This window comes from Longibacter sp. (assembly GCF_051155795.1).
Lineage (GTDB): Bacteria > Bacteroidota > Rhodothermia > Rhodothermales > Salinibacteraceae > Longibacter.
In genome coordinates, this window is record NZ_DAXETW010000001.1 from 25,172 (window position 1) to 49,893 (window position 24,722).

Here is a 24,722-nt window from a genome sequence, read left to right on the forward strand (position 1 = left end):
TCTACCTCGATGGTTGACATGCGAAAAACGTTTACTTCGGGCCTTGCGCTCCTACTGACTGCCCTGCTGCTTGCAGGGTGCGGTCCGTCCCGCGAGACGGCCACCGTGGCCACCGTCACCGAAACGGCCCCGTCAACCGAGGCGGAGGCGCCCGAGCCTGAGCCGGTTACGGTCGTCCCGACCGGCTTCGACACCGTTACGGCCCAGCGGTTTGATCGGGGGAAAATGTGGACGTTTGAAAACGCGCCGATCGACTACTTCGAAGAAGAATACGGCTTCCGCCCGGACGAAACCTGGTTCCGCAAGGCGCGCCTCGGTGCGCTGCGCATTCCTGGGTGCTCCGCATCCTTTGTTTCGCCTCATGGCTTGGTCATGACGAATCACCATTGCGGCCGAGAGAGCGTGTCGCAGGTGAGCCAGGAAAGCGAGGCGCTCCTCGATAATGGCTTCTATGCCAAATCACTGGAGGACGAACGGAAGGTCCCCGATTTTTACGTGGAGCAACTCGTGGAAATCGAGGACGTGACCGAGAAAGTCAACCGGCGCCTGCAGGCTGACAACGACACGCGCGGCCGGAACCGCGAGCGTCAGATCCAGCAGATGCAGGCAGAGATGACGCAAGAGGCGAAGCGTCGCAACGAAGACCTGTCGGTCGAAATCGTCGCGCTGTACAGCGGTGCCCGCTACTCTGCCTACACGTACGAGCGATTCGACGACGTGCGACTCGTGATGGCGCCGGAACTGAGCCTCGGCTTCTTCGGTGGAGCGCCGGACAACTTCACCTACCCGCGGTACACCCTTGACGTGACATTCTTCCGCGCCTATAACGACGACGGGGAGCCGATGACGCCGAAGCAGCACTTTTCCTGGGACGAGGATGGCAGCGCCGCAGGGGATCCCGTGTTCGTGGTCGGGAATCCCGGGTCGACGAGCCGCCTGTCGACGGTCTCGCAGCTGAAATTCACGCGAGACCACTCGCTACCAGGACAGCTGGATGTGCTGGTAACCCGGGCCAAAATCCTGGAGCCGTACATCGAAGACCATCCGGAGAAGGCAGAAGAGTACGGACTGCGAAATACATTCTTCTCGATCGACAACTCGGTCAAAAACTATCGTGGCCAGCTTCGCGGGCTGCGAGATCCGTATCTCATCGCCCGTCGCGCAAAAGCCGAGAAAGCCCTGCAGGACTCCATCATGTCGGTGGATTCGCTCCGCTCCCGCTACGGAAACGTGCTCGAAGAAATCGAGCAATTGCAGCGCTCCAAACGCGTGGCTGCGGAGAAGAACAACGCATTTGCGGCATTCAGCGCAACATCTATTGGCTCGCGCGTTCTGACGCGGGCTGTATACGGCTACTTCTACGACACGTTGAAGCGGCGAGGAGCGGCACCGGACCGGCTCGAAGACATCCGCGAGGACGCAATGAACATCAAGGACTGGCCCGCGGAGGTAGAGGCCCCGTTCATTGCAGCGCGTCTCCGGGAAATCCGGTCTGCTTTCGGACCGAACGATCCGACGGTTCGCAAGATCATGTCGAACCGCACGCCGGAGCAGATTGCCGACTCCCTGGTCCAGACTAGCGCGCTGATGGACTCGTCGAAATACGCTCAGATGCTTGACAAGTCGTTCCTATCGAGCGACGATCCAGCCGTTGAGTTGATCGACGCGATCGCGCCGCTCTTCTTTACGACGAACCAGCAGATGTCCGATTTCAGCGCGACGGAGGAAACCCTGAATGGCCGACTTGCCCGGGCTCGGTTCGCCGTGGTTGGAACGGAAATACCGCCGGACGCGACGTTCACCCTTCGCCTGGCCGACGGGCGGATCGCCGGATATGAGTACAACGGTACGCGCGCCGGCGCCTTTACCAACTACTACGGGCTGTACGATCACTACTACTCGTACGGAAACCGAAACTGGACGCTGCCGAAGCGGTGGGTCGATCGACCCGACGATCTCGATCTTGAGACCCCGCTAAACCTGGTGTCGACCAACGACATCACAGGCGGGAACTCCGGTTCTCCGCTGCTGAACAAAGACCTCGAAGTGGTCGGGCTCGTTTTTGATAGCAACATCGAGGCACTGCCGAACGAGTTTCTCTACACGACCGCCAAGGCGCGCGCGGTTTCGGTGGATGCCCGTGGGATCGTTGAGGCGCTCCGCGACATCTACGGCGCGGATCGCATCGTCACCGAACTGCTCGAGGGTCGTCTCGCCGACTCAGACGCGCAGGCCGCACGCTAAGCACCGCCCGGACGGCCTCGATACGGGCCTTTTCCCCTTTATTCCACAGGATGCCTGACTTATGCCGACGTTTCAGTCCATCCCGGAGGTGATTGCTTCCTATCCCGACCGGTTCAAGCCTGAAGAGGCAGAAGATACCGACGCCGTCGTTCAACTCAATATCACCGGAGACGGCGGAGGCACGTACCAGCTCGTCATCCGTGACGGAGCCCTCGACATCCGCGAGGGCGCGACGGACGATCCGACGCTGACCGCCACCGTGGACGCGGATGACTGGATTCGAGTGAACAATGGCGAGGTGTCTCCCATGACGTTGCTCATGCAGGGCAAGCTGACGTTCAGTGGATCGCTACCCATGGCGCTGAAATTTCGGTCCATGTTCGAGACGTACGCTTGATATGCCGTGTCGCACGGCTTGACGAGGCGGGGTGCCGTGATACACGAAGTGAGACAAATCTGACGCAAACCAGCGGCGACCACGAATGAGTAACCGTGTGAGCAGCAGCTCCGTCGGGATGGAGCGACAAGTCGAGATGTATATGAACGGCCTACAGGGGAACATGCCGGACTATCCGGTCGATCCCGATAAGCTTCGCCAGGCCGCGCGCGACGTGCTCGACGATCGGGCATGGGGCTACCTCGACGGCGGTGCCGGCTCCGGCGACACGATGGCTGCCAACCGAGCTGCGTTTCGCCGGTGGCGACTCGAGCCGCGGATGCTTCGCGGCGTCGAGAATCGAGATCTGAGCGTGCAGGTCCTCGGCACCGACATCCGAGCGCCGCTGCTTTTTGCCCCGATCGGCGTGCTCTCCATCATCCATGAACAGGCTGAAGTCGCTGTCGCAGAAGCGTCACGACGGCTCGACCTGCCGCTGATTTTGAGCACGGCGTCGTCCCGTTCGATGGAAGAGGTGGCCAGCGCACAGGGTGACGGTACGCGGTGGTTCCAGCTCTACTGGGGGAAGAACGACGACGTCACCGCCAGCATGGTCGAACGGGCGGAAGCGGGCGGGTTCAGCGCCCTCGTGGTCACGCTCGACACGACTGTTCTATCCTGGCGCGATCGCGACCTTGAGAACGGGTATCTACCGTTCCTGGAAGGGGAGGGGCTGGGGAATTACTTCAGTGATCCGGCCTTTCGAGGGGCGCTCGACGACCCCCCGGAGGAAAACCCCACGCAGGCGATTCTGTACTTTGCCAGCATGTTCTCGAACCCCGGGCTCACCTGGGATGACCTGGACTGGTTGCGCGACCTGACGGATCTCCCCATCGTGCTGAAAGGGATTCTTTCCCCCACCGATGCCGAGCGCGCGGCGGATGCAGGCGTCGACGGCATGATCGTCTCAAACCACGGCGGGCGGCAGGTCGACGGTGCCGTTGCCGCCCTCGATGCGCTCCCACGCGTTGCGGATGCCGTGGGCGATCGGGTGGAAATCCTCTTCGACAGCGGGATCCGCCGGGGAAGCGACATTCTCAAGGCGCTGGCACTGGGCGCCCGGGCGGTGCTGGTGGGCCGGCCGTACTGCCATGGGCTGGCGCTTGGAGGTGCGGAGGGAGCCGCCGCCGTTATGCTCAACCTTCTCTCCGATCTCGACCTCACGCTTGGACTCTGCGGATGCACCGGGATGGATGAGATGTCGCGCGACCGGCTGTTGAGGGCCGCACCGGACGGCTCCATCGCCCTGGATACCTGATCGGGCCCGGCAGAGGCATCAGGTGTTGGTCTGTATCCGGGTGAACAGCCGCTCGATTGCCGGCGTCACGTCCTGAAGCGTCTCAACGCCTCCGAAATGACGTGCGCCTCGTCCCCAGGCGATGAACGGAACGGGGTGACGCGTGTGCTGCTTCTGCCCGAGCTCTTCGATGTTCCCGTGGTCGCTGGTCACAATCAGTGTATCCTCTGATGCATCCAGGCCATTGAGAAGGGCGCCGAGGAACCGGTCGACAGATGCGATCACAGACTCGGCGGGCACCTCCAGACGCCCGTGCCCTACCTTGTCGGTCAGGTAATACTCGAACAGGGTGAGCCGGTGGTGCCGATGGACCCGCAGTAAGTTCGATGCCGCTTCCGTTTCCGAGATCGGCCCGACGCCTGCGTCCGGGTCGGGCCACCCCTCACCGGTGATATTGGCTGCCACGGCTGCCCCCCGCGCCAACTCCTCGCTGCCGCGAATGGATAGACCCGTTTCCACTGCGGCAAAGGTTGTGACGGTCCACCGACCTCGACCGCTCACCCAGTCGAAGAATCCGTCCGGGTATGCGTTAGCGAAGGTCGCGGCCTTCGCTTGACCGTTTACCGGCATGCTGGCGGCTTCGACGCGGCGAAACAGGTTGTGGTCGCGAAGGATTGCGTGCGTCGTCGAGTGAGGATACGGCCCGAAGTGCCGCCCGACGTGTTCGGCACAGTTTACGCCGGTGAAGAGGGTGGCCTGTCCGGTCCCGCTCTGGGGAAGTCCTTCCACGCCGAGGGTCGCGTCGATGGAGCGGACGATCAACTGACTCGTCGTGACGGGCCGGAAGGGGGCAACCCAGGGTTGATTCCCCGCCAGGCGAGCCATAGCTGGCCATTCGCGCGTCGAAAGCGGGTTCTTGAGGCTGGGAGGACCGATTCCCACGCCGTCGAGAAACACGAAGAGGAGGGCCATGGAGTGCAGGCAGGATGATCGAAACAGAAAGCGATGGTACGTTCTTTACCGGCGGGCGTTCGCGTTCGTCCGTTGCATCCATTACCCTGATCGTGTGTCGGACGGGGCCACGTTCCGAAGCGTTCACACCTTGATATCTGTTATTGCAATTAAATTGTGAACCCTCTGCTTCGCGGCATCAAGAAATTCTTTTTTCCGTCTCCGGTGACGCCGACGCTGGCGCTTACCCTGAGCGGGGGCGGCGCCCGTTCGGCGTTTCAGGCGGGCGTCCTTCGGTACATCTCGGAGGCGTTTCCGGAGGTCTACTTCCCCGTTCTTACGGGAATTTCCGCCGGGGCGATCAATACCGCACAGATCGCCAATCACGTAGGTCCGCTGAACGAGGCTGCGCATCGTCTTGAGGCGTCCTGGCGCGATCTGGACGTTGAAGATGTGTTCGAGGTCGAATCGGGGCTCAGTATTCTCTGGGGGCTTCTCTGGAATCAGCGCGACGAACCTGATTCTACGTCTGTGCGCCCGGAGGACATTCGCCGAGAGCATGGACTGCTCGATACAACGCCGCTCTGGTATTTCTTGAGTGAAAAGCTCGGCGCGAATGACGGCGTCCTCGACGGCGTCGGGCAAAACTTGCGGCACGGTCGGCTACGAGCGGCGGCGGTCATCACGACAAATTACACGACCGGACAGACCGTGACGTGGGTCGAAGGGGAGGATTTCGACGTTTGGGAGCGTCCCAATCGCATCAGCATTCACACGGAGCTGACCGTCGATCACGTCATGGCGTCGACGGCTCTTCCGTTGGTGTTTCCGGCAGTGAACATCGGCGATTCGTGGTATGGAGATGGTGGGATTCGCCTTTCCGCGCCGCTGGCTCCGGCCGTTCATCTGGGGGCAGACCGGATCCTGGCCATTTCGAACCACTACTCCCGGAGTCGGGCAGAGGCCGATGCGCCGTCCGTCGTGGGGTATCCGCCTACGGCCCAGATCATCGGCCTGCTGATGAACGCGATTTTTGCCGATACGCTGGACCAGGATGCGTTTACCCTGGAACGGGTGAACAAGCTGGTGAGCGAATTACCACGACACCGCCGTATGGGAATGCGAGAGATCCGTCTGCTACGGCTTCGCCCGTCGGTGGATCTCGCGCAACTCGCGTACGAATACAAAGATCAGCTGCCCGCGTCCGTACGCTTCCTCACAAGCGGTCTCGGCGCCAGCGAGACACGCAGTCCGGACTGGATGAGCGTGCTCCTGTTTCTGCCGGACTACATCGATCGGCTGATGGACATTGGCTATCACGATGCCCGGGATGCGCACGATCGGCTAGAGGAGTTTTTTGCCGGGATGCGCGGGGAGCGAGCGGTGGACGTCCCGGATCGAGTCGAGAGAGAGCGAGAAGAGGAAACCGCTCCGGTCGCCGAGTAGCCGGAGGAACTGGGGTACCGGACTTCCACGTGCCGGTGCATCGGGAGCGACTGATCCGGGACGGTCGTCGGGTAAGATTCCACCGCGCGGGAAAGTTTACCCGGCCGTTGGGTCCGTTATTGCCGAGGTGATACGCTTTGATGGAGACCAGTCAGACGGCTGGCAGGGGAGGGCGGGCGCGTTATGTTGCGTGGTGCTTTCGTGTCTTGAAGGATGGACCTTCCTCTATCTTTCAGACCAGCCCGTCGATTTTCATGTTTATCCGCGTCTGGAGCAGTGCGACCCAGGGTGTTGACGCATTGCCGATTGAGATCGAGACGAACGTCGCCTCCGGCATGCACAAGTATACAGTCGTCGGACTGCCTCAAGGGGCGGTACGAGAGAGCCTGGATCGGATCTGGGCCGCGTTGAAGAATGAGAATTTGCAGGCGCCGCGAGGACGAATCACCGTGAACCTCGCACCGGCGGATGTGCCGAAGGACAGCGCCGCGTTCGATCTGCCGCTTGCTGTCGGGCTCATCGCGGCCGCAAGTGGAACGATCGACCCGGACGCCGTCGGGGCTCACTGGATCATGGGTGAACTGTCCCTCGACGGGACGGTCCGGCCCGTGCGTGGTGTCCTGCCGATGACGATTGCCGCACGGGATCGAGGCTGCTCCGGCGTGCTCGTGCCGGCACAAAATGCACCTGAAGCGGCGGTCGTGGAGGGGATCGACGTATATCCGATTCATCGGTTGCAAGACGCCGTGGCCGTTCTTTCCGGGACGTCTCAGGTAAACGGGCCGGGACCGTACGTTTCCGACCCGGGCGAAGCATCGCGGCAAGAACGGCCCGATATGCTGGATTTTCGGGATGTTCGGGGTCAAGAAAATGCGAAACGAGCACTCGAAGTCGCCGCCGCGGGAGGTCACAATGCCCTGCTCGTCGGCCCGCCGGGTTCGGGCAAAACGATGCTGGCGCGCCGGATGCCGACCGTGTTGCCGCAGCTGTCACGGGCAGAGGCGCTCGAAACGACGAAGATCCACTCCGTGGCCGGTCGGCTCCACGCCGGGGACGGGATCGTCGGTACGCGACCGTTTCGCTCCCCGCATCACACGATTTCCGACGCTGGATTGTGCGGCGGCGGCGCGAACCCGAGACCGGGTGAAATTTCCCTCGCCCATAATGGTGTACTGTTTCTGGATGAACTGCCCGAGTTCAAACGTCGAGTATTGGAGGTGATGCGACAACCCATTGAGGAGGGGCAGATTACCATCAGCCGTGCAAGATCGACGGTGACCTACCCTGCGCGCTTCATGTTGATCGCGAGCATGAACCCTTGCCCGTGCGGCCATTTGACGGATCCACAGCGAGAGTGCGTTTGTGCTCCCGCACAGGTTCAGCGGTACCTGTCGAAGCTGAGCGGACCGCTCATGGATCGCATCGATCTGCACGTGGAGGTGGCGCCGGTATCGTTCGACGAGATGGAGGGGCCGCGCGAAGGGGATCTTTCGGCGACGGTTCGGAGTCGCGTCGAACAGGCTCGCCGAGTGCAGGAAGATCGGTACGGCGATCGTGCGTCCGTGCACTGCAATGCTCAGATGGACAGTCGCCTGGTGGAGTCGCATTGCAATATCGATACGTCGGGCCGAACACTACTGAAGGCGGCGATCGAGCGCCTCGGTCTCAGCGCCCGGGCCTACACCCGCATCCTCAAGGTTGCGCGGACCATTGCGGATCTCGATGCGCAAGAAACAATCGCTGCGAGCCATGTCTCAGAAGCTGTACAGTACCGATCGTTGGACCGGGACTGGTGGCACGGGTAGGTCGCTCGCACGGATACGTCGTCCGGCATACGTCTGCTCAGCCGTAACATCGGTGCGGTCACATCGGTGCGGACCCGCGTTCATCCGGCGATAAGGTCGGCCGGGGGAGGGGATGCCAACGCCCGAAACTCGTTGCGTCCCCTGGCCAGGCCAACGGCGCGGAGGCAATGTTTGAGAATCCTTACCGGAGAGAGACGCGTAGAATTCACCGGCGAATACTATATAAAACGTATGAAAGATCGGTGAGGGAATGGTTGTTGCCGCATGCATGTGTAGGTTTAGGTATTAGGGTATAAGGTCTGCCCGATCTATGCCTGTGGATGGATGCTGTCTGCAGGCCTCTTTTGTGAAGATGGGTGGGACAACCTCGTACTTTTGAAAGCGGCATCCTTTTTGGTCTTGCTCTCCGCGCACGGTTATTGCTCGATGTAAAACCAGTCGTATGACCATGTTTGTGAGCATGCTTGAGATTCTTCGGTCAATCGCCGACGTTGCACACGTGGTCATATCCATTCGGCCGGGCTCTTCTATCTGATTCGATTCCGCAAGAGTGGATGCCTCCGAGCCGGCATTCCGATAAATGTACGCTCACATCCTGCAACGGAGCGATCACGAACGCATGAGATTCGCATTTGTCACTTGTCGCCCTGCGACGTAGCTTTACCTTCCGTGTGGCTCAGCCGGAGCCGTTCCTCCCGGGGCGCTCCGAAAATTGCTTGCTGTTTGCCGGGCCCCGGCCGCGCACCCGTTAGTCATCCATTACCGACGACATTCATGTTTGACTCCACGCTGACTCGCGTAGGGACCCTGTGCCTGGTACTTTTGCTGGGGACGAGTTTCCTCTCGGAGGCGTTCGCCCAGAATAATCCTCGAGGCAATCGCGGCCGCCCCGCCTATGGTCAGGATGGCCAGCAGGAACAGGCGCAGATGCAGCAGCCTGTTAACCAGCCATTCATCAGCGGGGTCTACGTCGGGATCGGTCTGAATACCTACCAGGGAGATCTGGACTCGAACCCGAACGACAACATTATCAAGCACCTCGGCGCAGCCCAGTTGGACGTCACGGTCGGCGTTGACAAGCGCTTTGGCGAGTTTGAGGAGTTCGGCCTCGGTGCGCACCTCTCGTACGACCGGATCTCCGGGCAGAACATTCGGAATCTCGAGTTTACCAATAACCTGCTGTCGTTAGAATTTACGGGTAGCTACGAGCTTCCGTACATCAAACAGGGATTGTTGCGCGTGTTTGCCGGCGGTGGCCCTATGTTTGTGATCAGCCCCACCTACTCGGGTTTCCCGGAGGATGACCCCACTCCTGAGGCAGAGTTCGAAGAGCTTGGAACGCGAGTTGTAGGGTCAATTGTCGCTGGCGTGCTGATCTCGAACAAGGTGCGAGTCGGGGCGCGGATTTCGACAACTGACTTCCTTGACGGCCACACCGGTATCTCAGGGGGAGGGCCGGTTGACCTGCTCGGCTTCATCACGGTCGGCTACCGATTCAACCTCATGAACTACTAAGGTACCTGTTTGCGCATCTTCTCTGCACGCACCTCTTCATTCACCCCACGCGAGACCCTACTTATGTCGATGAAACGATTCATCGCCGCCACTCTGCTGTTCATCCTCGTGGGCAGTGTGTCGGACGCGAACGCTCAGCGGCTCTTCCTGCAGGGAGGGGCGCTGGTCGCGGAGGACACCGAGTTGAGCTCGATCAGCGGGACGACGCCGTCGGTCGCTGGTGGTGTACAGTTCGACTACGCCAACTTTGGCCGCCTCCGCACAGGTATCACGTACCAGGACCTGCTTTCGCTTGAAGCCATCCTGCAGCTGCATCCACTGGGTGTGGACGCGCCCGTTAACCCGTACGTGTTTGCAGGGTATGGGCGGTATTTCTCGCGCGGCGTCAACCAGGAGAAAGGAATGGTCCCGCTCGGGATCGGCCTCGAATACGGAGTGCAGCCGAACCTGGCCATCTCCCTCGAGGTGTCCGGCCGCTGGGGATACGTGGAGAGAGAAGACATCTCCCAGACCGACACGCCCGAAATCGTGGCCGGCCTGATGCCGTCCCTCGGCCTCGTCTACCGCCTCGAGCGGATCGATCGCGTCGAGCCTGGGGCGACGCCTGTCGAAGAAGAGACGCGTGAGCCGCAGGACCCGGGCGACATGGAAGGCTTCGCTCGCCAGCAGAACTTTGGCGAGCGAGGCGGCGCCGTGCAGAGCCCCTTCGAGGACCCGACAATGCTAGCTACCGGCGGCCCTCCTTCGGCCTTCGAGACCCCGAACAGGGACTCCATCAAGACCAGTGAGCCGCTCATGATTTCCGGGCCGAATGACGCTGCGTACGACGATCCGGGCGTCCCGCCGATTTCCGGCGAGGTCGTTGTTTCGGAAGACGGCGATATGGTTCGCCTGCCGGATGGAACGTTCATCATGGGCCTCACGGACGAGGATCCGTTCGATATTCAGAACGCCGGTCGGCGTCGCGTGACCGTCAGTTCCTTCTACATGGACCGCTTTGAGGTCACGAACGCAGAATACCGCGAATTCCTCGATCAGTCGAATCGACGGGACGAGCTCCTGCCCGACTCCACCGCCTGGCGAGAAAGCGCCAGCCGTGCCGACTGGTCCACATACTTCTATGGTTCGACATATGACGACTACCCGGTCGTCGCCATCTCGTGGGAAGAAGCTGGAGCGTACTGTGAGTACGATGGAAAGCGTCTTCCGACAGAAGCCGAGTGGGAATACGCCGCACGAAGCGGCCGAGTGGGTGGCATCTACCCGTGGGCCGGGTTCTCTCCGCAGGACGGATTCGGACGCTGGCTCGCGAACTTCAATCCGGGCCGTCAGGGCCAGGCCGCCGATGGTTACGCCTTTACCGCGCCGGTAGGGTCGTACCCGCCGAGCCGATGGGGTGTGCACGACATGGCCGGAAACGTGGCGGAGTGGGTCGAAGACGCCTACACGCCCACGTACAGCCAGCTTTCGGACCTTGACCCCGTCCATCGCGACGAGACAGAAAGCCGCCACGTGATTCGCGGCGGCTCGTGGAGCTCGAATGCGTTCCGGATCGGCGTTGGTTTCCGTGATTTTCAAGAGAAGGACGAAGCCTCACCTCGGATTGGCGTGCGATGTGCAGCTGACATTAGCCAGATCGAAGGCGTGAGCCGCGATCGTGGTGGTGCTCAGCGCATCCCCTCACCGAATGAGCAGCAGCCAGGCGTGCCGCAGCAGGGCCAGCCACAGGGTCAGCAGCCGCCCGCACAGGGCCAGCCGCCACAGGGCCAGCCGCCGCAGCAGCAACCGCCACAGCAGCAACCGCCGCAGCAACAGCCTCCACAGCAGCAGCCACCGCAGGGTGGTGGGGGAGGTGGACTCTTCTAAGAGCCTTACACCCGATACGCTGTTTTGACTCGGGAACCGTGGTGTGCGTGCGCCCTGCGTAGTGCGTGCCTGTCGTTCCCCCTCTAACCCCTCCGTTCTCGCCTCAATTGTTATAGCACGCTAAATCGCTATGGCCTCAAAACGCTCAGAAGCCATCCTTTCGAGGATTACGAAGGTCCTCGGATTCTTTATCGGAATCTTTGGTGCCCTCGCCATCCTCGGGGTGTTCTTTAAAATCCTCAAATACCCGAACTGGGAGCTGTTCATGCAGCTCGGATTCATCGGTGAGGCTGCCGCCTTCGTGATCATGGGTTGCCTCGAACTGGGACAGGCCTTCATCATGGAGACGCCTTCCTCCGACGAAGAAGCAAAGCAGATGGCCGCCGGCCCGTCCGACCCCGGCACGCCGGTCACCGCCTCCGCCCGGAAAATGATCGAGAAGAAGGTCAACGACGACCTGAACGTCATGATGGGCGCTCTCGGCAAGGAGATCAAGCAGTTTGGCGGTGAGATCCACGACATGGTCGGGGAGATGAAGCGTGCCCGCGTTGCCGTACAGGACATGCGCTCGAAGCTCAGCGAAGTCGCCAGTGGTGACCTCGCCGAAGATGCCGAACGACTCGGTCGCGGCATGAGCGCGCTCGGTGGTGAAATGGAGAACGCCGGCTCCGCCGTTCAGGAGATGCGCAACGACCTGGACACCATGCTCAGCCGGTTCCGCCAGTTCAACAATCCGCAGGCCGCAAACGGCGTCTCTGAGAACAAGCAAACGGTGAAGTAAACAATGGCAGATTCAGGCGACATTAAGCAGCTGCGTTACCAGGTGATGCTGGCGCTGTATCTGCCGATCCTCCTGTATTCGTTCAGCACGTTTGACCTGGACGAAACGACGTTCGCCGTCAAGGAGGTGAAGCCGGTCATCGTCGGGGACCAGAATATCGTCCTCGGCCAGCCGTACACGGCGCGTGCATACCTGACCGCAGCCAGCAAAGTACAACTTGACGCGCCCGACGAACGCATGACGGTCATGGGCGACACGTCTCTCCAGATGCCCACGGGGAACCTCCTGGGCGAAGACGAGAACGTGAAAGACATCAATTACACCGCGGTCATGCAGTATGAGCAGGTGAACAAGGAGATGGCCCAGACGGAAGTCCGTGGCTCGTTCACCGTTCGGCGACCAGAACTCGTAGCCACGAGTGTGGCCACGCAGTCTCTCTATCGTCAGACGCTGAACCAGATTCGGATCGACGTACCGGGCCTGGAGAACCAGCCGCTCAAGCTCGAGGCCAACGGCAACATGCAGGACGGTCGCCAGCTGCGTCTCAGCCCGGCGGGTCAATCGGTTACCGTGCGAGCCTTCCTCGCGAGCAACGAAGAAGAGGACGTGTTCCTCGGCTCTAAGGAGTTCGCTGTGATCGATCCGCCCCGTCCGGAAATCAAGGTACTCGACGCCACGGGCAATCAGCTCACGAGCGGAGATGCCTTCTCCAAGGCGCGGCCGGTCCTCGACTTCGAGATTGAGCCTGATCGTGAGTACGCGTCCAGCTATCCGCAGGACGCTCGTTACCAAATCCGTCGCGCCCGCGTCTCTATTAGAAAGGGACTCGCAGCGAGCCAGGAGATTGGTACGTTCAATCTCTCGAACGGCAGTGAACTAAGACTCGTGCGTGAATTGCGCGACGCGCGCCCCAAGGACCAGATCTTGGTTCAGCTACAGGGAGTCGTCCGCATCAACCACGCTGGACAGGCCATTCCGGTCCAGTTGAGCGAGGCGAGCCGTTCCTTCAGCTTCGTCCTTTCCTAGTATGACCTTCGCGACGTTCCATCGATTCATCCCATCGCCGCTCCCATAACGTTATGATGCGTACCATCCATCCACTTAACGCATTACAGCGTGTTGGCGGGATCGCCACTCTCGCCCTCGCGTTACTCCTTTTCGTCGGCCCGCAGGACGCCAACGCCCAGCGCTGGCTCCAGACGACGCAGGTCATTGCTCCCGTTCAGTCCGAGACGCCCACCCGGGCCCTGCTGGACACGCTGATTAACGTCATCGATCGGAGCGACAGCCTGGCCATCAAGCGGGCCCCCGACGATCCTTCACGTACGGCCGTCAGCCAACTCGAAGATGAACTCCTAAACCAGGAGGGAATCGGCCTGTCGAGCGCGAACTACGTGTTCATCGACTACCGCTTCGAGGTGAATCGTGACGGCTTCGAGGAGCGGATCACGGATCTCTTCTTCATCTACCGGCCCCCGGGAACGGGAGAAGAGGACATCCCGATCATGTACCTCAGTGCTCGCGATGCCTGGGTTGACGACGTGCTTCGGAATAAGGGCACGACCCTCGTAACCAACGAGGCCGCCCTAAAGCCTTTCGGTGATCAGATCGCATTCGCGAAGATCGTCCGGGAACGAGATGCACGGATCGTTGAGATCGGCGACCGCACGGTTCGCGACGGCTTTGAAGCCAAGAAGCGCAACCTGGTCGACAAGATCACGCGACTGTCCTACTCGTCGCGATAGATTTCCTGTATTTCGCGACCGGCTTGAATGATGAGCGGCTCGTACCTTATGGTGCGGGCCGTTTCTTTATGTGCTACGCTCGGGCATTGGGTCATGCGGAGGCGCCGTTTGTCCACATGGCCCGTAAAGCAAGGACGCTGAGGACGGTAGAGCGAGTCTCCGAAGCGGCCGCACGCTTTCTTGGCTACGCGCAACGTCTTCCTCGGCCGCGCCAGCCATCTGCGGGTCGCCGCGGGTTGGGGGGGCGACGACAGATTGATGGATGGTGCGGCCCCGGATCTTAAGCAAGCCCAAGAACAGGAAAGGACCGGGCTCCATGGTCATGGTCCGTCGCCAGCAGATACACGATGACGTCTCCTCGTCATGTGTTAGCCGCTCCGCTGCCCGGACGCATCGTTCTTCGTGCTACCATGATGGTCGACACGCCCCGTCCTCATTCCATCCGGTCCTCATCTCCACACCGGGGTGAGCCACATCCGCAAACGGCAGACCGAGGCCCTGCTAAGCACCAATACAAGAGACCGCGCCCTCCCGTACAGGAGGACGCGGTCAACGTATTCGCCGGGTTCGATGTGGGGCGATGCCCCTGCGTCATTGGCGGTTTCGTTCGGTGGCCATAAGGACGCGAAGGTTCAGCGCCTGAGCGGCGGAGGCGACGGTCGCGAACTGTCCAATGGTTGCACCCTCGTCGGCCCGGAGTACTAGGGCGGACTGTGTGGTCCGCGTCTCGCGAATGGCCGCGACGAGACGGCCCTCCGAGACGCGCTGCCCGTTCACGAAGTATGTGCCTTCATCCGTAAGGACGACCGTGACATAATCACGATCCACCGGGGCGGACGACTCCACCTGAGGCAGCGTCACCTGAATTCCCATCTGCGGGATGAAATTCGAGGTCAGTAGAAAGAAGATGAGGAGCAGCAGGACAATGTCCGTCATGCCGGCCAGGCTGAATGTTGACAGCGGCTTGCGTGACGGAGAGAAGTCAAGTGGCATGATAGGTCGGCGGTGGCGAGACGGAAGGAAGCGGTACGGTCGCGAGACTACGACTGCGGCGGCACCGGTTCCTGAAGGAGGTCGATAAAGTCCGTGGCCGAGCGCTCCATGTCATTCGTAAGGCGACGAATTCGTGCCAGCAGGAAGTTGTAGGCGAGAAGGGCGAGAATACCGACGAGCAATCCGCCGGCGGTCGTGACGAGCGCTTCCCAGATCCCGCCAGCCAGCACGCTCGGGTTCACGTTCCCCTGCAAGTTTTGGATTTCCTGAAATGCTCGAATCATGCCAAGAACCGTACCGAAGAAGCCGAGCATTGGCGCGACACCAGCGATGCTGGCCAGCATGTTCGTTTTCTTCTCCAGCTCAAAGGTCTCGTATTTCCCGGCCGCCTGTACCGCATCCTGGATTTCAGAAATGGGCCGACCGAGCCGTTCCAGGCCTTGCTTCAGAATGCGCGTGATAGGGACGTCCTTCTGAACGCAGTAGGAAATCGCGCCGTCCACGTCGCCGGACCGAACGTAGTTCCGGATGCGATCCGTGACGACCTCCGGATCCGACTGGGCATTGCGGATCGTGATCAACCGCTCGATGAGCAGGTAAATCGCCACGAACGAGAGCAGGAGGATGGGAATCATCACCCAGCCGCCCTGAAAGAGGATGTCGAGCAGCGATTGCGCGCCCGCTCCGGCGGCTTGCGTGGTGTCAGCGGCGGTCGTATCGACTTGCGGCAAGAGCGCCATAGGCTATAGGTCGGGAGTCGTCGGAATGAGAGGGCGGAAAAACGGTGGACGTACGGCGGGTGCGTACGAACGAAGGTGCAGGTGCGGGTCGCCGGGAGGATCAGAAGCGAAGGGTCCCGGCGGAGAACACGGAATGGCGCCGTAGGGTCACCTACTCGATCGGGACCGGCCAGGCGCCGTCCGGCAGCCGGTTCTGAAGTTCACCTCGAACCCGATTTGCTTCGGCACGCGTGGAGAACTGACCGACGCCGACTCGATACCGGGTTGTGCCGTCGGCGGTTGCGCTGACGATGTCAACGGGGTAGTCCGTGTCCGAGAGGTTTCGGCGGAACTGGTCGACCATCGCCTCGGCACCCGACTGAGACGGGCGGGAGGCAACGGCGATCGTGAAGCCTCCGGCAGCGCGGTCGAAGCCCGACGATCCGGACGTCTCTCCTGCTGCAGGCGTCGTCTCGCTTGCCTGAGGCTGGTCAGCAGAGCCGTCAGACGAAGCGTCCGAGCCTGCGGGTGACGGCGTGGCCGCACCGGATGTCGCGTCGGGGTCCGTGCGTTCGGTCTGCGCCTGTGTGTTCTGGGCGGTCGTGACGCCGGCTTCGAATCCAAGGACACGCCCGGGGGAGGGTACGATGCCCTGTTGCCCGAGAACGATCCACCCACCGGCGAGCGCGAGAAGCAGGATCACCGTGATAGAAAGGACAGTGACTGTCCTCGATCCTTCGCTTTCTTCTTTGTCGGACTCTTGCTCGAACTCGGCTGCTTCGATCTTTGTGGTCTTCGGCGGTTCGCGCTTTTCTTTTTCCTCTTCGTCGAAGTCAAATATCGAGCGTGAAGGCTGATTTTCGGCTTCCTGCTCGTCGGCATCCGGTGGGCGGTACGATGGCAGGTCGTCCTCTTCCTGATCGGATGCCTCCGTCTCCCGTTCCTCGTCGTCCGTCCCATCCACGTCCTTGGACGTGACGGTAGAGAAATCCCATGCCGAGTCGGACGCCCAGATGTTCGGCTCTTCCTCCTCGTCCCCCGTGGCTGCCTGCGATTCGTCCTCGGTATCGGAGGCTGAGAATCCAGACGGTTCGTACGGATCCGGTTCTGCTTCCGCGCTCCGGTGGTCGTCTACGCTCGGCGGGGCCGCTGCGTCGATGTCGTCTTCCGCCTGCGGCACGTCATCGTCGTCGCGAAGGCGTGCGGGACTCGCGGGGACCTCGTCTTCGTCGGACGGCTCATCGCTGAGGGGACGGGCGGCGCCCACATTCCAGGAATCAGGATCTGATGCCTCGGTCGACGCTTCAGCCGCCGGCTCACCCGCCGGCGCCGCAGCGGCGGGTTCGTTAGCGGATTCGTCTGGCTCATCCACGGGCGCCTCAAATTCGTCCGTGTCGGGACCGTCGGTCGGGATCTCAAATTCGTCGGTATCCGCAGGCGAGGAGGGAGCGTCGGCTTCGCCGGACTCCGGCCGCCCACGCTCGGATGCACCGGAGCTGGCCGCTCCTGATCCGGTATCCAGCGGGTCCCACGCGCCCATGTCGAAGCCGCGCGTAATCGTTGTGGGTCCTTCGCCCTTGCCGGACGTCTCTTCTACTTCCGGCAGAGCTACGCGCTCTTCGCTGAGCCCTTCGAATCGCTGGTTGACGGCCCGGGCAACGGACGGCCGGGGGGTAAACGTGAGCGTCCCGTCTTCAACTGAAAACGCACCCAGGTTCGGAATCTTGACCCCTCGACCCTTGTGCGCTCGTTTACGGATCTCGCGGATCATGGCGCGAACCAGCTTTTCGGATCGGTCCGGGGGAAGACCGAGCTCATCGGCGACACGTTCGAAGATGGAAGCAGACATAGGGGGATGAACCGGATGCGCGTGCGGAAGGGAGGCGGGGTGGGGGTGCCGGAATCACGTGTCGGCGTTCTCGGGCGTGAACGTAATCACGTCTCTCGGCGGAGCCATGGTGGCTTCACCATCGTCGGCTTCGACCATCTGGCTTTGCCGGTGCTCGACATCAAATCGGCCGAGGTCCGGCACGTCGATAGATTCGCCCGCTTCAAGCGACTCGCGAACCGCGCGGGCGAACGCGTGGATGATGTCTTCTGCAGAAGGGCCAGCCATGAGTCTTAGGGCATCAATGGGGTACGCAGTGCATGCGGGCGTGAGACCGGTGGGTGGCGCGTCAGAACGACTGGGCGCCATGCATTGTCTATGGCATACCGGAGGCCCGCTATATTAAGCCATAACAAGAAGTAGGCCGTCTCGAAACGGCGACGCCCGTTCCGGGACGTTCACTTCCGTAACATACATCACACTCCATTGAAATTAAATGTCCGCTCGCATCGATTCAATCGACCGGGATAGGTGGTCGATATCGGTGGGAGGGTCCCTCTACCAGTGGATCCGGATTCCGGCACCGATGGTTGTGGGTGGTCGCTCGTATCCGGGGTACCGCTCGAAACTGGCACCGACGTTCTCCAGCCGCGCGACCACGTCAAGGCTCGGCGTGACGCGGTAGCTACCCGTGACATCCAGATCGACGACCGTATCGGTCTTGGTGGTCTCTCTCCGATCGACGTAGCGCGGGCTCTCGATGCCCAGTTCGACCCCGAGGCGGGCATCCCCGTCCATCATGCTGTAGCTCAGGGCGGATTCAACCAGGAGGGGAGAGAGAAATGGGATCGTAGTTTCCGAATCGACGAGTTGCCCATCGCGTATCGTTGCCCGAACGATCGCCTGAACGCGGTCGAACCCCTGCAGGGCAATGCTGGCTCCGGCTTCCGCAATCCGGGCACTTTCGTAGTTGGACCGGAAAAAGCCTCGTTCGTAGCCCACCTTCGGGCCCGTCTCGACGAATCGGTAGGAGGGGGCGTACCGATAACCGGCATGCGAGGTGATCCGAATCGGACCGGTGGAGACCCGCACCCCCGCCCGGGATCGCGTTGAGAACAACGTCGGCCGTACGTAGGGTCGTGGTGCGAGCCATGGCGTTTCCTCAAGCCGTGACCGCAATGTGTGGTGTTCGAATCCCGGGTCATTGACGGCGAACACCGTGAAGCGCGGCGTGATTGCAATTGTCAGCTCCACGGAGGGCACAACGAACGTCGCGGACGCCTCGGGGGTGGCCGGTAGATCGCTCGCGTCCCCGGACTGAAAGGCCAGGAGGCGGGCGCCTGCACGTACGATCGTCGGCCCGGACCGGTAGGCGACGGCAGACCCGCCGAGATCGACGGTTTGGATGTCCCCCGAGAACGCACCCGTACCGAGACCGGAGGTCGAGGCGGAGGCATCGGCTTCGATCTCTCGGGTGCCGAACGGCAGCGCGGCCCGAGCATCGACCGCGAGTCGCTGCTGGTCGAACTCGGTCGCATCGGTGGGGATGCCGGTATCGGTGGAGACGCTGGTTTGGTCAAAGGAGAAGCCGACCGACGCGGGGACGCGCCCCTGCACCCGGAGGCGACCAAATAGCCCACCGGACTGAACGGTGCGCCCCGGAGTCTCAGCGCCGACGGTCCCGAGACGATTCGGGCGGGCGCCGTAGAGGTCGTAGCCGGAGGACAGGCCGCGGAGCCCGGCATCCACCTGGACGACATCGCGCTGGGACACGAACCGCAGCGTTCCTTCGACGTCGTCGTGTTGCGTGGAGGCATCCGTCGATTCGAACGGCTCGTAACCCGCAGATCCGTCGTACGCGGCATCTACTTCGAAGGACTCCGTCGGGGAGACCGGTAGCGTGACGTGCCCTTCAGCGAAGCGAGACAGGTAGCGCCCGGCACCTGCTTCGACGTATCCGGTCGCCGGCGGGGGAGAGGGTTGGAGGCGTGCGCCAACGCTGGGAGGGGACGGCAACTGCTCCGGCAGCTCACTTCGTTCCTGCTTGTACGCCTGCGTGAACGGCTGCCGGTCCGGCGGGATCACCGGGACTGACGGAGGAGAAGCGAAGCCGCGGAGCGGTTGTCGCTCGAGAGTGGGGAAGCCCACCTCAAACTGACCCCGAATCTCGATCTCGCGCGGGGCAATCTCCGGGAGTTGCGGATCGCGTTCCGGATTGTCCTGTGCCGTCACCGGCATGACGGACCAGAGTAGCAGCAGTGTTGCGAGAACGGAAGGAAGGCGCGCGGGAGGGGTCATCGGGGAAGTCGCAGTCATGGGAGTCTGCATCGGCACGGAGGGGCGACGTCGGGCGGGCGGGTGTGCGTACGCTACAGCGCCTGTTTCTCTGTTCGGGCTTCGTCGGCGAAGCGCGTGCCGCCGAATTCCGCCATCACCTGGTCGTAAATGCGCGTCGCCTCCCCGGTCTCGCCAAGCTGACGGTAGGCCGCCGCCTGTTGCAATAGGGAGCGGGCTATCCATTCCGGATATCCGGGAAACAGCGACGAAACGCGATCCAGTTCTCGGATGGCCTCTCGGGGCTGTCCCTGCTCCCGGAGGAGCATCCCGAGGCGAACGAGGGCTTCCGCTCCTGTTTCGCTGTCGCTGTTTTCTGCTACTTGGCGGAACAGGTCTTCGGCTTGCGCGGTCCGGCCGTCCGTCGCGTACAGCCGTCCGAGCCCGAGGCGCGCGGATGCCAGGAGCGGGCCCCCGCGATTCGCGTCGATCAGCCGCTGAAGCAAGGCTTCGGCCTCATCCCGACGCCCGAGCTCCTGGAGTGCGACGCTCTGCCCGTAAAGCGCCTGCGCCCGAAGTTCCGGGTTGACGTCTTCATCCTCCGCGACCACCCTGTACGCGTCGAGGGCCGACCGAGGGTTGTTTTGCTCAAGAGACAGATCGCCGAGCCGGAGCGCGGCTTCCGGTCGCCGGTTGCTGTCCGGGTAATTGTCCACGAGTTGCTGTAGGTACGTGCGGGCCTCGTTGGGCTCCTCACGATTTGCATAAATCTCGCCGACGTAGAAGTACGCCTCCGGAAGCAGCGCGTCGTTGGTCGACGTTCGGATGAAGCGCTGGAATAGCTGGAGCGCGCGGTTTACCTCGCCGCTCTGGTAGGTGGCCTCCGCCCGCCGGAACCGAAGCTCATCGACCATGGGGCTGCCCGGGTTCTCCTGCGCGAAGTCGTCGATGATCTGCTCCGCCCGGTCGGGGTCGCCGGAGGCGAGCAGCGCGTACTGAAGGCTTGAGGCGGCCTCCGGCGCGAACGCGCTATTCGGGTAGTCCTGGAGCACGACCAGATAGGAATCGACCGCCTGCTGCATTTCACCGGCGTTGTAGTAGGTGTCCCCGATCCCGTACTGTGCACGGGCCGCCAGGCGTTCATTCGGCTGCCGGCGAATCAGTGTCTGGTATGCCTCTCGCGCAGCTGCGTAGTCCTGGCTCTGGAAGTGAATGAAGCCGATTCTGAACTGTGCCTCTCCGCGCCACGGGCTATTCGGGTAGTCATCGACGAGGCGTCGAAGCGTTCGGATGGCTTCGTCGTTGCGATCGGCGCGGGATAAGGCCTCGCCCGTCTGGTACAGGGCATAGTCGGCACCCTGACCGTCCACGCGGCGGTACTCTGCGATGGCATCGTCGTACTGCTTCAGGGCGTAGTAACTGTCGGCCAATCGCAGTCGCGCGTCCTGCCGGTACGGGATTTCCCGGTCCGGCTCGCGATAGGTGTCGAGGAACGTCCGGAAAGCGGAGGCTGCTGGCTGGTATTGACGCTGCCGGAAGTGCGTCCATCCGAGCGCGTACTGGGCTGCCGTTGCGTGGCGCCCGTTCGGGTGTTGCTGCAGGTACTGCTGAAAGCGTCGTTGTGCGTTCACGTAGTCGCCCTGCTCGTACAGGCAATCGCCGCCCCAGAATAGAGCGTCACGCGACCGTTGGCCGGTCCCATCCCGGGCCAGTGCGAGAAACGCGGAACCCGCCTCGTCGAAGCGCTCGTTCTCGTAAAGCGTCCATGCCTTCTGGAATTGCACCTCGCGCCGGACGGAGTCGGGGGCTGCATCGCGTTGCACGGCCTCATCGTAGGCTTCCAGGGCGCGGTCCAAGTCGTTCAGCGCAGTATACGCATTCCCGAGCATGTAGTGCGCATCCCCGAGGAGCGGTTCCGGCGGCCTTTGCCGGACAACCTGTCGGAAAGAGGCGGCCGCGGCCGAGTACTGCTCGCTCCGATACTCGAGCACGCCCCGTTCGTACGTCGCCGCTGCGGCCAGATCACCGTTGGGCCACGTCTCGGCGACCGTCCGGTACCCGGCTGCTGCCCGATCGCCCCGCCCGGCACGGGCGTGAGCAACGGCCTCGTGGTAGGCGGCTTTCATGGACAGGGCATCCTGTGCCTCATCGGCCGTGGCGACCGTTCGAACGCGGGCAAAGCTGTCGGCAGCCTGGTCCGGGTTGTCGGCATTCAGGTGCGTCCATCCCATGCCGTAGAGCGCGGGCCGGAGATAGGCGTCGTTCTGAGGCTCGTCGATGATGCGACGGTAGAACACGATCGCATTCTCCGTGTCTCCTCGCTGGTTGTAGGATTCAGCGAGAAAAAACAATGCGCGCCCGCGCTCCTCCGGTGGGAGCGTATCGATTTGTGGCCGCAACTCCTCAATCACCCGGTCGTACTGGCCGAGCTCGTAATATACCTCCGCGACGGCGGTGCCGAGGTTCTGTGCATACGGCGAGTCCGGGTACTGCCGGGCCAGCGATTCGAACGACGCCGCAGCCTCCTCAAACCGTTCGAGTCGCACCTGCGTCGATGCAAGATCGTACGCCGCGGCCGGTGCAATGTCGCTGTCCGGATGCCGACGGAGGACGCGCTCGAAGTACGTTGCGGCGTTGTCGAGATTTCCGTCTTCACGTTCGGCGGCCCCGAGCAAGTAGATGGCCCGCGGCGCGTTGGGGCTGTCCGGGTCCTCGCGGGCAATGCGTTCCATGATCCGGCGTCCCCTCGTCGTTTCCCCGCCATCGATGAAATACTGCCCCAGGCTAATCTGCGCCTCTTCGGCCCGCGGGTGTGCCGGATACGTGGATTGCAGGGTTTCAAAGAGACGGATCGCATGATGCTCCCGGTCCAGCGCGAGCGCAGAGCGTGCCTCAAGGTAAAGTGCCTGCGGAGCGGCCGGATGATCCGGGTGATCGTCGCGGAAGGACGCGAATGCAGCCTGCGACTTTCGAAAGAGGCGCTGTTCGTACAGCTGAACGGCTGCTGCGTAGGCTTCCTCCGGGCTGGTCGATGTGGGCTGGGCGATGCCGTGGAGGGGGACGAGAGCGATGAGGACGACGGCAGCGAGCGCCAGCAGCAGCGGATGCGGACGCTGAGCCCGGGACAGAAGCCGAAAGGAAGAGGCCATGTGGAACGTCGGGAGCGAAGGCACAAATACGGAAACGAAAACGGACGCGGGACGTCCGCCGTGCATCACGGTACCGAACAATACGGCGTGGGTTGCGCGGATTGGCACCCGCCGGCCGGCGTCGCCCCGCCCGGTCGTAGAGAACGCCTATTACGAAAGCAGAGGCAGCGGTCCGATCGGGGAGGCGGCGTGCTGCCGCGCCAGCCAGGGGATGACGGTGCACAGAATTATCGCGACAGGGAACGCCGGTGGATGGTTGCACCGTTGGAGCGGTGTCGCGCGTCGGAACCGTCGCGCAACATCCCGACCACCCGTTTCTCATCCAACGCGATACACGGCAGAATATTATGACGGAGGACCGCGAAAGCGCAAATGCCCCATCATCCTCATCCGAAGGGAGCGAGGGAGCGCGCGCTTCCTCAGACGGCGGGTCTGCTGCCTCGCAGCCGTCGCCTGCATCGGATGATCCGCATCCGTTCGACCGACCGTCGTCGGGAGAAGGCTTTCAGGGACCGGAAACCGGTGCCCGTCCCGAGGCCGATCCGTTCGGTAGCAGCCGCGGATTTGACGCAGGCCGTGGCTCCCGTGCCGGCGGGGATGATCCCTTCCGGTCGGAGGCCGGAGCGGGCGGCCTCCAGGATCTGCTGGCTATGGCCGGTATGGGGTCGGTGCCCATCGGCATCGCGAAGTCTTGGATCCGGGAGAATCAGACCACGGCCATGCTTGGGGCCTTTGCTGCCGGTGTGTTCATCGGCGCGATAAGCCGGAAGTAGAGCCGTCACAGCACCGAATCGTATCCCGTTCCCCAGTGGCACGACCCGCTATGTCCGACACGAATGCCAATCCCAGCGATCGATCGAACCAGCCGAGCGACGATCCCGTCGCCGAACATGAACCGGAGCGACCCGATGACGGAAACGATACCGTCGTAACGGGGGAGCCGGGGTATGATGAGCTGGTCGAAGAACTGGAGCGCCTACGAGCGGAGGTGACGCGTCTCCGGGCCCGGCAGGCGGCCGCTGAACGCGAGTCGTGGTTTCACCGACACCCCATGTTGGCCGTCCTTGCCACGTCGACACTCGGAGCCGTGGCAGGGTACGTTGCCGGTCGGATCGGCGCGCCCTCCGACGGCCTTTCCCACCGCACGCGCCGGCAGCTTCAAAAGATTGCAGAGCAGGCGCGGAATGTTGCATCCGACGTTCAGCGGGAGATCGAATCCCGTACGGACGCCTTTCGTCAAGGGAGCGAAACGGATGCCGGCGGGGACGGGGTAGCCACCGGATCTGCAGTGCCCGAGGTCGACGCGTCGAATGGTACCGAGTCCAGTTCTGCGGTCGAATCGATGTCGGGGAGAGCGTTCGACCGACTTGCCGGCACGGCACAGGAAGCCAGTCAGTCTGTCCGGCAGCGGGCCCGATCGGCTACGCGCGACGCAGCGGCGCGCGCCGTTCGTTCGTTTGCCTCGGACGATGACGTGGTCCCGGTCGAACTCAAAGCCCGTGCCGCCGGGATGGCCGCAACCACGCTGGGTGCCGCCCTGGCTCGGAAGCTGCTTCGCTCGGCCGGCCGGATCGGTACGTCCATGCTTCTCGCATATCTGACCAAGAAACTCGTCGACGCTATCCGCGGCCGCTGACGAACGCAACGCCATCACCAATCCTTGGCGTGGATTTCGCACGAGGCGTCTGCGATCCGGTCGCTACGTCCGTACGTTTACCGTGGTAGACGCGTTT

19 protein-coding genes are annotated in these 24,722 nt (G+C 62.4%); 12 read left to right on the top strand and 7 right to left on the bottom strand.

Annotated elements, in window-relative coordinates; genetic code table 11:
• The first annotated feature begins 9 nt into the window (after positions 1-9).
• The 3 genes from ACFCU0_RS00095 (at position 10) to ACFCU0_RS00105 (ending at position 3,938) form a co-directional block, all read left to right on the top strand.
• Positions 10-2,244 carry a S46 family peptidase gene (locus ACFCU0_RS00095; RefSeq protein ID WP_434971613.1) on the top strand — a complete coding sequence of 745 codons (2,235 nt, stop codon included), beginning with the start codon at positions 10-12 and terminating at the stop codon, positions 2,242-2,244.
• A gap of 61 nt (positions 2,245-2,305) precedes the next feature.
• Complete coding sequence (locus ACFCU0_RS00100) at positions 2,306-2,641, top strand: SCP2 sterol-binding domain-containing protein (RefSeq protein WP_434971614.1); 336 nt, start codon at positions 2,306-2,308, stop codon at positions 2,639-2,641.
• An 85-nt stretch (positions 2,642-2,726) separates the two neighbouring features.
• On the top strand, positions 2,727-3,938 hold the full coding sequence (locus ACFCU0_RS00105; RefSeq protein ID WP_434971615.1) for an alpha-hydroxy-acid oxidizing protein: 1,212 nt from the start codon (positions 2,727-2,729) through the stop codon (positions 3,936-3,938).
• An 18-nt stretch (positions 3,939-3,956) separates the two neighbouring features.
• On the opposite strand, the gene ACFCU0_RS00110 is transcribed toward ACFCU0_RS00105, so the two are convergent.
• Entirely contained in the window at positions 3,957-4,889 is a 933-nt protein-coding gene (locus ACFCU0_RS00110) for an alkaline phosphatase family protein (RefSeq protein WP_434971616.1), read from the bottom strand.
• Between the two features lie 156 nt (positions 4,890-5,045).
• On the opposite strand from ACFCU0_RS00110, the gene ACFCU0_RS00115 reads away from it, so the two are divergent.
• The 7 genes from ACFCU0_RS00115 (at position 5,046) to ACFCU0_RS00145 (ending at position 14,026) form a co-directional block, all read left to right on the top strand.
• Positions 5,046-6,314, top strand: a complete 1,269-nt coding sequence (locus ACFCU0_RS00115) for a patatin-like phospholipase family protein (RefSeq protein ID WP_434971617.1) — start codon at positions 5,046-5,048, stop codon at positions 6,312-6,314.
• A gap of 254 nt (positions 6,315-6,568) precedes the next feature.
• On the top strand, positions 6,569-8,119 hold the full coding sequence (locus tag ACFCU0_RS00120) for a YifB family Mg chelatase-like AAA ATPase (protein WP_434971618.1): 1,551 nt from the start codon (positions 6,569-6,571) through the stop codon (positions 8,117-8,119).
• Between the two features lie 774 nt (positions 8,120-8,893).
• Positions 8,894-9,634: a hypothetical protein gene (locus ACFCU0_RS00125; RefSeq protein WP_434971619.1), complete on the top strand. Its 741-nt coding sequence runs from the start codon at positions 8,894-8,896 to the stop codon at positions 9,632-9,634.
• Between the two features lie 69 nt (positions 9,635-9,703).
• On the top strand, positions 9,704-11,500 hold the full coding sequence (locus tag ACFCU0_RS00130; protein ID WP_434971620.1) for a formylglycine-generating enzyme family protein: 1,797 nt from the start codon (positions 9,704-9,706) through the stop codon (positions 11,498-11,500).
• Positions 11,501-11,630: 130 nt separating this feature from the next.
• Positions 11,631-12,281, top strand: coding sequence for a hypothetical protein (locus ACFCU0_RS00135; RefSeq protein ID WP_434971621.1), 651 nt, complete (start codon positions 11,631-11,633; stop codon positions 12,279-12,281).
• A 3-nt stretch (positions 12,282-12,284) separates the two neighbouring features.
• Positions 12,285-13,307 (top strand): hypothetical protein, encoded by a 1,023-nt coding sequence (locus ACFCU0_RS00140; RefSeq protein ID WP_434971622.1) that lies wholly within the window; start codon positions 12,285-12,287, stop codon positions 13,305-13,307.
• Between the two features lie 53 nt (positions 13,308-13,360).
• Positions 13,361-14,026, top strand: coding sequence for a hypothetical protein (locus ACFCU0_RS00145; RefSeq protein WP_434971623.1), 666 nt, complete (start codon positions 13,361-13,363; stop codon positions 14,024-14,026).
• Positions 14,027-14,617: 591 nt separating this feature from the next.
• Here ACFCU0_RS00145 and ACFCU0_RS00150 read toward each other — a convergent pair.
• The 6 genes from ACFCU0_RS00150 to ACFCU0_RS00175 form a co-directional block, all read right to left on the bottom strand.
• A complete protein-coding gene (locus ACFCU0_RS00150; protein WP_434971624.1) occupies positions 14,618-15,019 on the bottom strand; it encodes an ExbD/TolR family protein in 402 nt (133 codons plus the stop codon).
• A 47-nt stretch (positions 15,020-15,066) separates the two neighbouring features.
• Positions 15,067-15,759 (bottom strand): MotA/TolQ/ExbB proton channel family protein, encoded by a 693-nt coding sequence (locus tag ACFCU0_RS00155; protein ID WP_434971625.1) that lies wholly within the window; start codon positions 15,757-15,759, stop codon positions 15,067-15,069.
• A 151-nt stretch (positions 15,760-15,910) separates the two neighbouring features.
• Positions 15,911-17,587, bottom strand: coding sequence for an SPOR domain-containing protein (locus ACFCU0_RS00160; protein WP_434971626.1), 1,677 nt, complete (start codon positions 17,585-17,587; stop codon positions 15,911-15,913).
• A gap of 54 nt (positions 17,588-17,641) precedes the next feature.
• A complete protein-coding gene (locus ACFCU0_RS00165) occupies positions 17,642-17,854 on the bottom strand; it encodes an HU family DNA-binding protein (RefSeq protein WP_434971627.1) in 213 nt (70 codons plus the stop codon).
• Between the two features lie 270 nt (positions 17,855-18,124).
• The gene (locus ACFCU0_RS00170) at positions 18,125-19,864 is read right to left on the bottom strand and encodes a hypothetical protein (RefSeq protein WP_434971628.1); all 1,740 of its coding nucleotides are present in this window, start codon (positions 19,862-19,864) and stop codon (positions 18,125-18,127) included.
• A 71-nt stretch (positions 19,865-19,935) separates the two neighbouring features.
• A complete protein-coding gene (locus tag ACFCU0_RS00175; RefSeq protein ID WP_434971629.1) occupies positions 19,936-22,989 on the bottom strand; it encodes a tetratricopeptide repeat protein in 3,054 nt (1,017 codons plus the stop codon).
• A 347-nt stretch (positions 22,990-23,336) separates the two neighbouring features.
• Here ACFCU0_RS00175 and ACFCU0_RS00180 point away from each other — a divergent pair, with 347 nt between their 5' ends.
• On the top strand, positions 23,337-23,762 hold the full coding sequence (locus tag ACFCU0_RS00180; protein ID WP_434971630.1) for a hypothetical protein: 426 nt from the start codon (positions 23,337-23,339) through the stop codon (positions 23,760-23,762).
• A 50-nt stretch (positions 23,763-23,812) separates the two neighbouring features.
• Positions 23,813-24,625 carry a hypothetical protein gene (locus ACFCU0_RS00185; RefSeq protein WP_434971631.1) on the top strand — a complete coding sequence of 271 codons (813 nt, stop codon included), beginning with the start codon at positions 23,813-23,815 and terminating at the stop codon, positions 24,623-24,625.
• Positions 24,626-24,722 lie beyond the last annotated feature (97 nt).

Coding starts and splice junctions, on each gene's coding strand:
- ACFCU0_RS00165 (WP_434971627.1), bottom strand. CDS start 17,854: ATGGCTGGCCCTTCTGCAGAAGACATCATCCACGCGTTCGCCCGCGCG.
- ACFCU0_RS00095 (WP_434971613.1), top strand. CDS start 10: ATGGTTGACATGCGAAAAACGTTTACTTCGGGCCTTGCGCTCCTACTG.
- ACFCU0_RS00135 (WP_434971621.1), top strand. CDS start 11,631: ATGGCCTCAAAACGCTCAGAAGCCATCCTTTCGAGGATTACGAAGGTC.
- ACFCU0_RS00155 (WP_434971625.1), bottom strand. CDS start 15,759: ATGGCGCTCTTGCCGCAAGTCGATACGACCGCCGCTGACACCACGCAA.
- ACFCU0_RS00130 (WP_434971620.1), top strand. CDS start 9,704: ATGAAACGATTCATCGCCGCCACTCTGCTGTTCATCCTCGTGGGCAGT.
- ACFCU0_RS00125 (WP_434971619.1), top strand. CDS start 8,894: ATGTTTGACTCCACGCTGACTCGCGTAGGGACCCTGTGCCTGGTACTT.
- ACFCU0_RS00120 (WP_434971618.1), top strand. CDS start 6,569: ATGTTTATCCGCGTCTGGAGCAGTGCGACCCAGGGTGTTGACGCATTG.
- ACFCU0_RS00110 (WP_434971616.1), bottom strand. CDS start 4,889: ATGGCCCTCCTCTTCGTGTTTCTCGACGGCGTGGGAATCGGTCCTCCC.
- ACFCU0_RS00105 (WP_434971615.1), top strand. CDS start 2,727: ATGAGTAACCGTGTGAGCAGCAGCTCCGTCGGGATGGAGCGACAAGTC.
- ACFCU0_RS00140 (WP_434971622.1), top strand. CDS start 12,285: ATGGCAGATTCAGGCGACATTAAGCAGCTGCGTTACCAGGTGATGCTG.
- ACFCU0_RS00145 (WP_434971623.1), top strand. CDS start 13,361: ATGATGCGTACCATCCATCCACTTAACGCATTACAGCGTGTTGGCGGG.
- ACFCU0_RS00185 (WP_434971631.1), top strand. CDS start 23,813: ATGTCCGACACGAATGCCAATCCCAGCGATCGATCGAACCAGCCGAGC.
- ACFCU0_RS00175 (WP_434971629.1), bottom strand. CDS start 22,989: ATGGCCTCTTCCTTTCGGCTTCTGTCCCGGGCTCAGCGTCCGCATCCG.
- ACFCU0_RS00170 (WP_434971628.1), bottom strand. CDS start 19,864: ATGACCCCTCCCGCGCGCCTTCCTTCCGTTCTCGCAACACTGCTGCTA.
- ACFCU0_RS00150 (WP_434971624.1), bottom strand. CDS start 15,019: ATGCCACTTGACTTCTCTCCGTCACGCAAGCCGCTGTCAACATTCAGC.
- ACFCU0_RS00160 (WP_434971626.1), bottom strand. CDS start 17,587: ATGTCTGCTTCCATCTTCGAACGTGTCGCCGATGAGCTCGGTCTTCCC.
- ACFCU0_RS00100 (WP_434971614.1), top strand. CDS start 2,306: ATGCCGACGTTTCAGTCCATCCCGGAGGTGATTGCTTCCTATCCCGAC.
- ACFCU0_RS00180 (WP_434971630.1), top strand. CDS start 23,337: ATGACGGAGGACCGCGAAAGCGCAAATGCCCCATCATCCTCATCCGAA.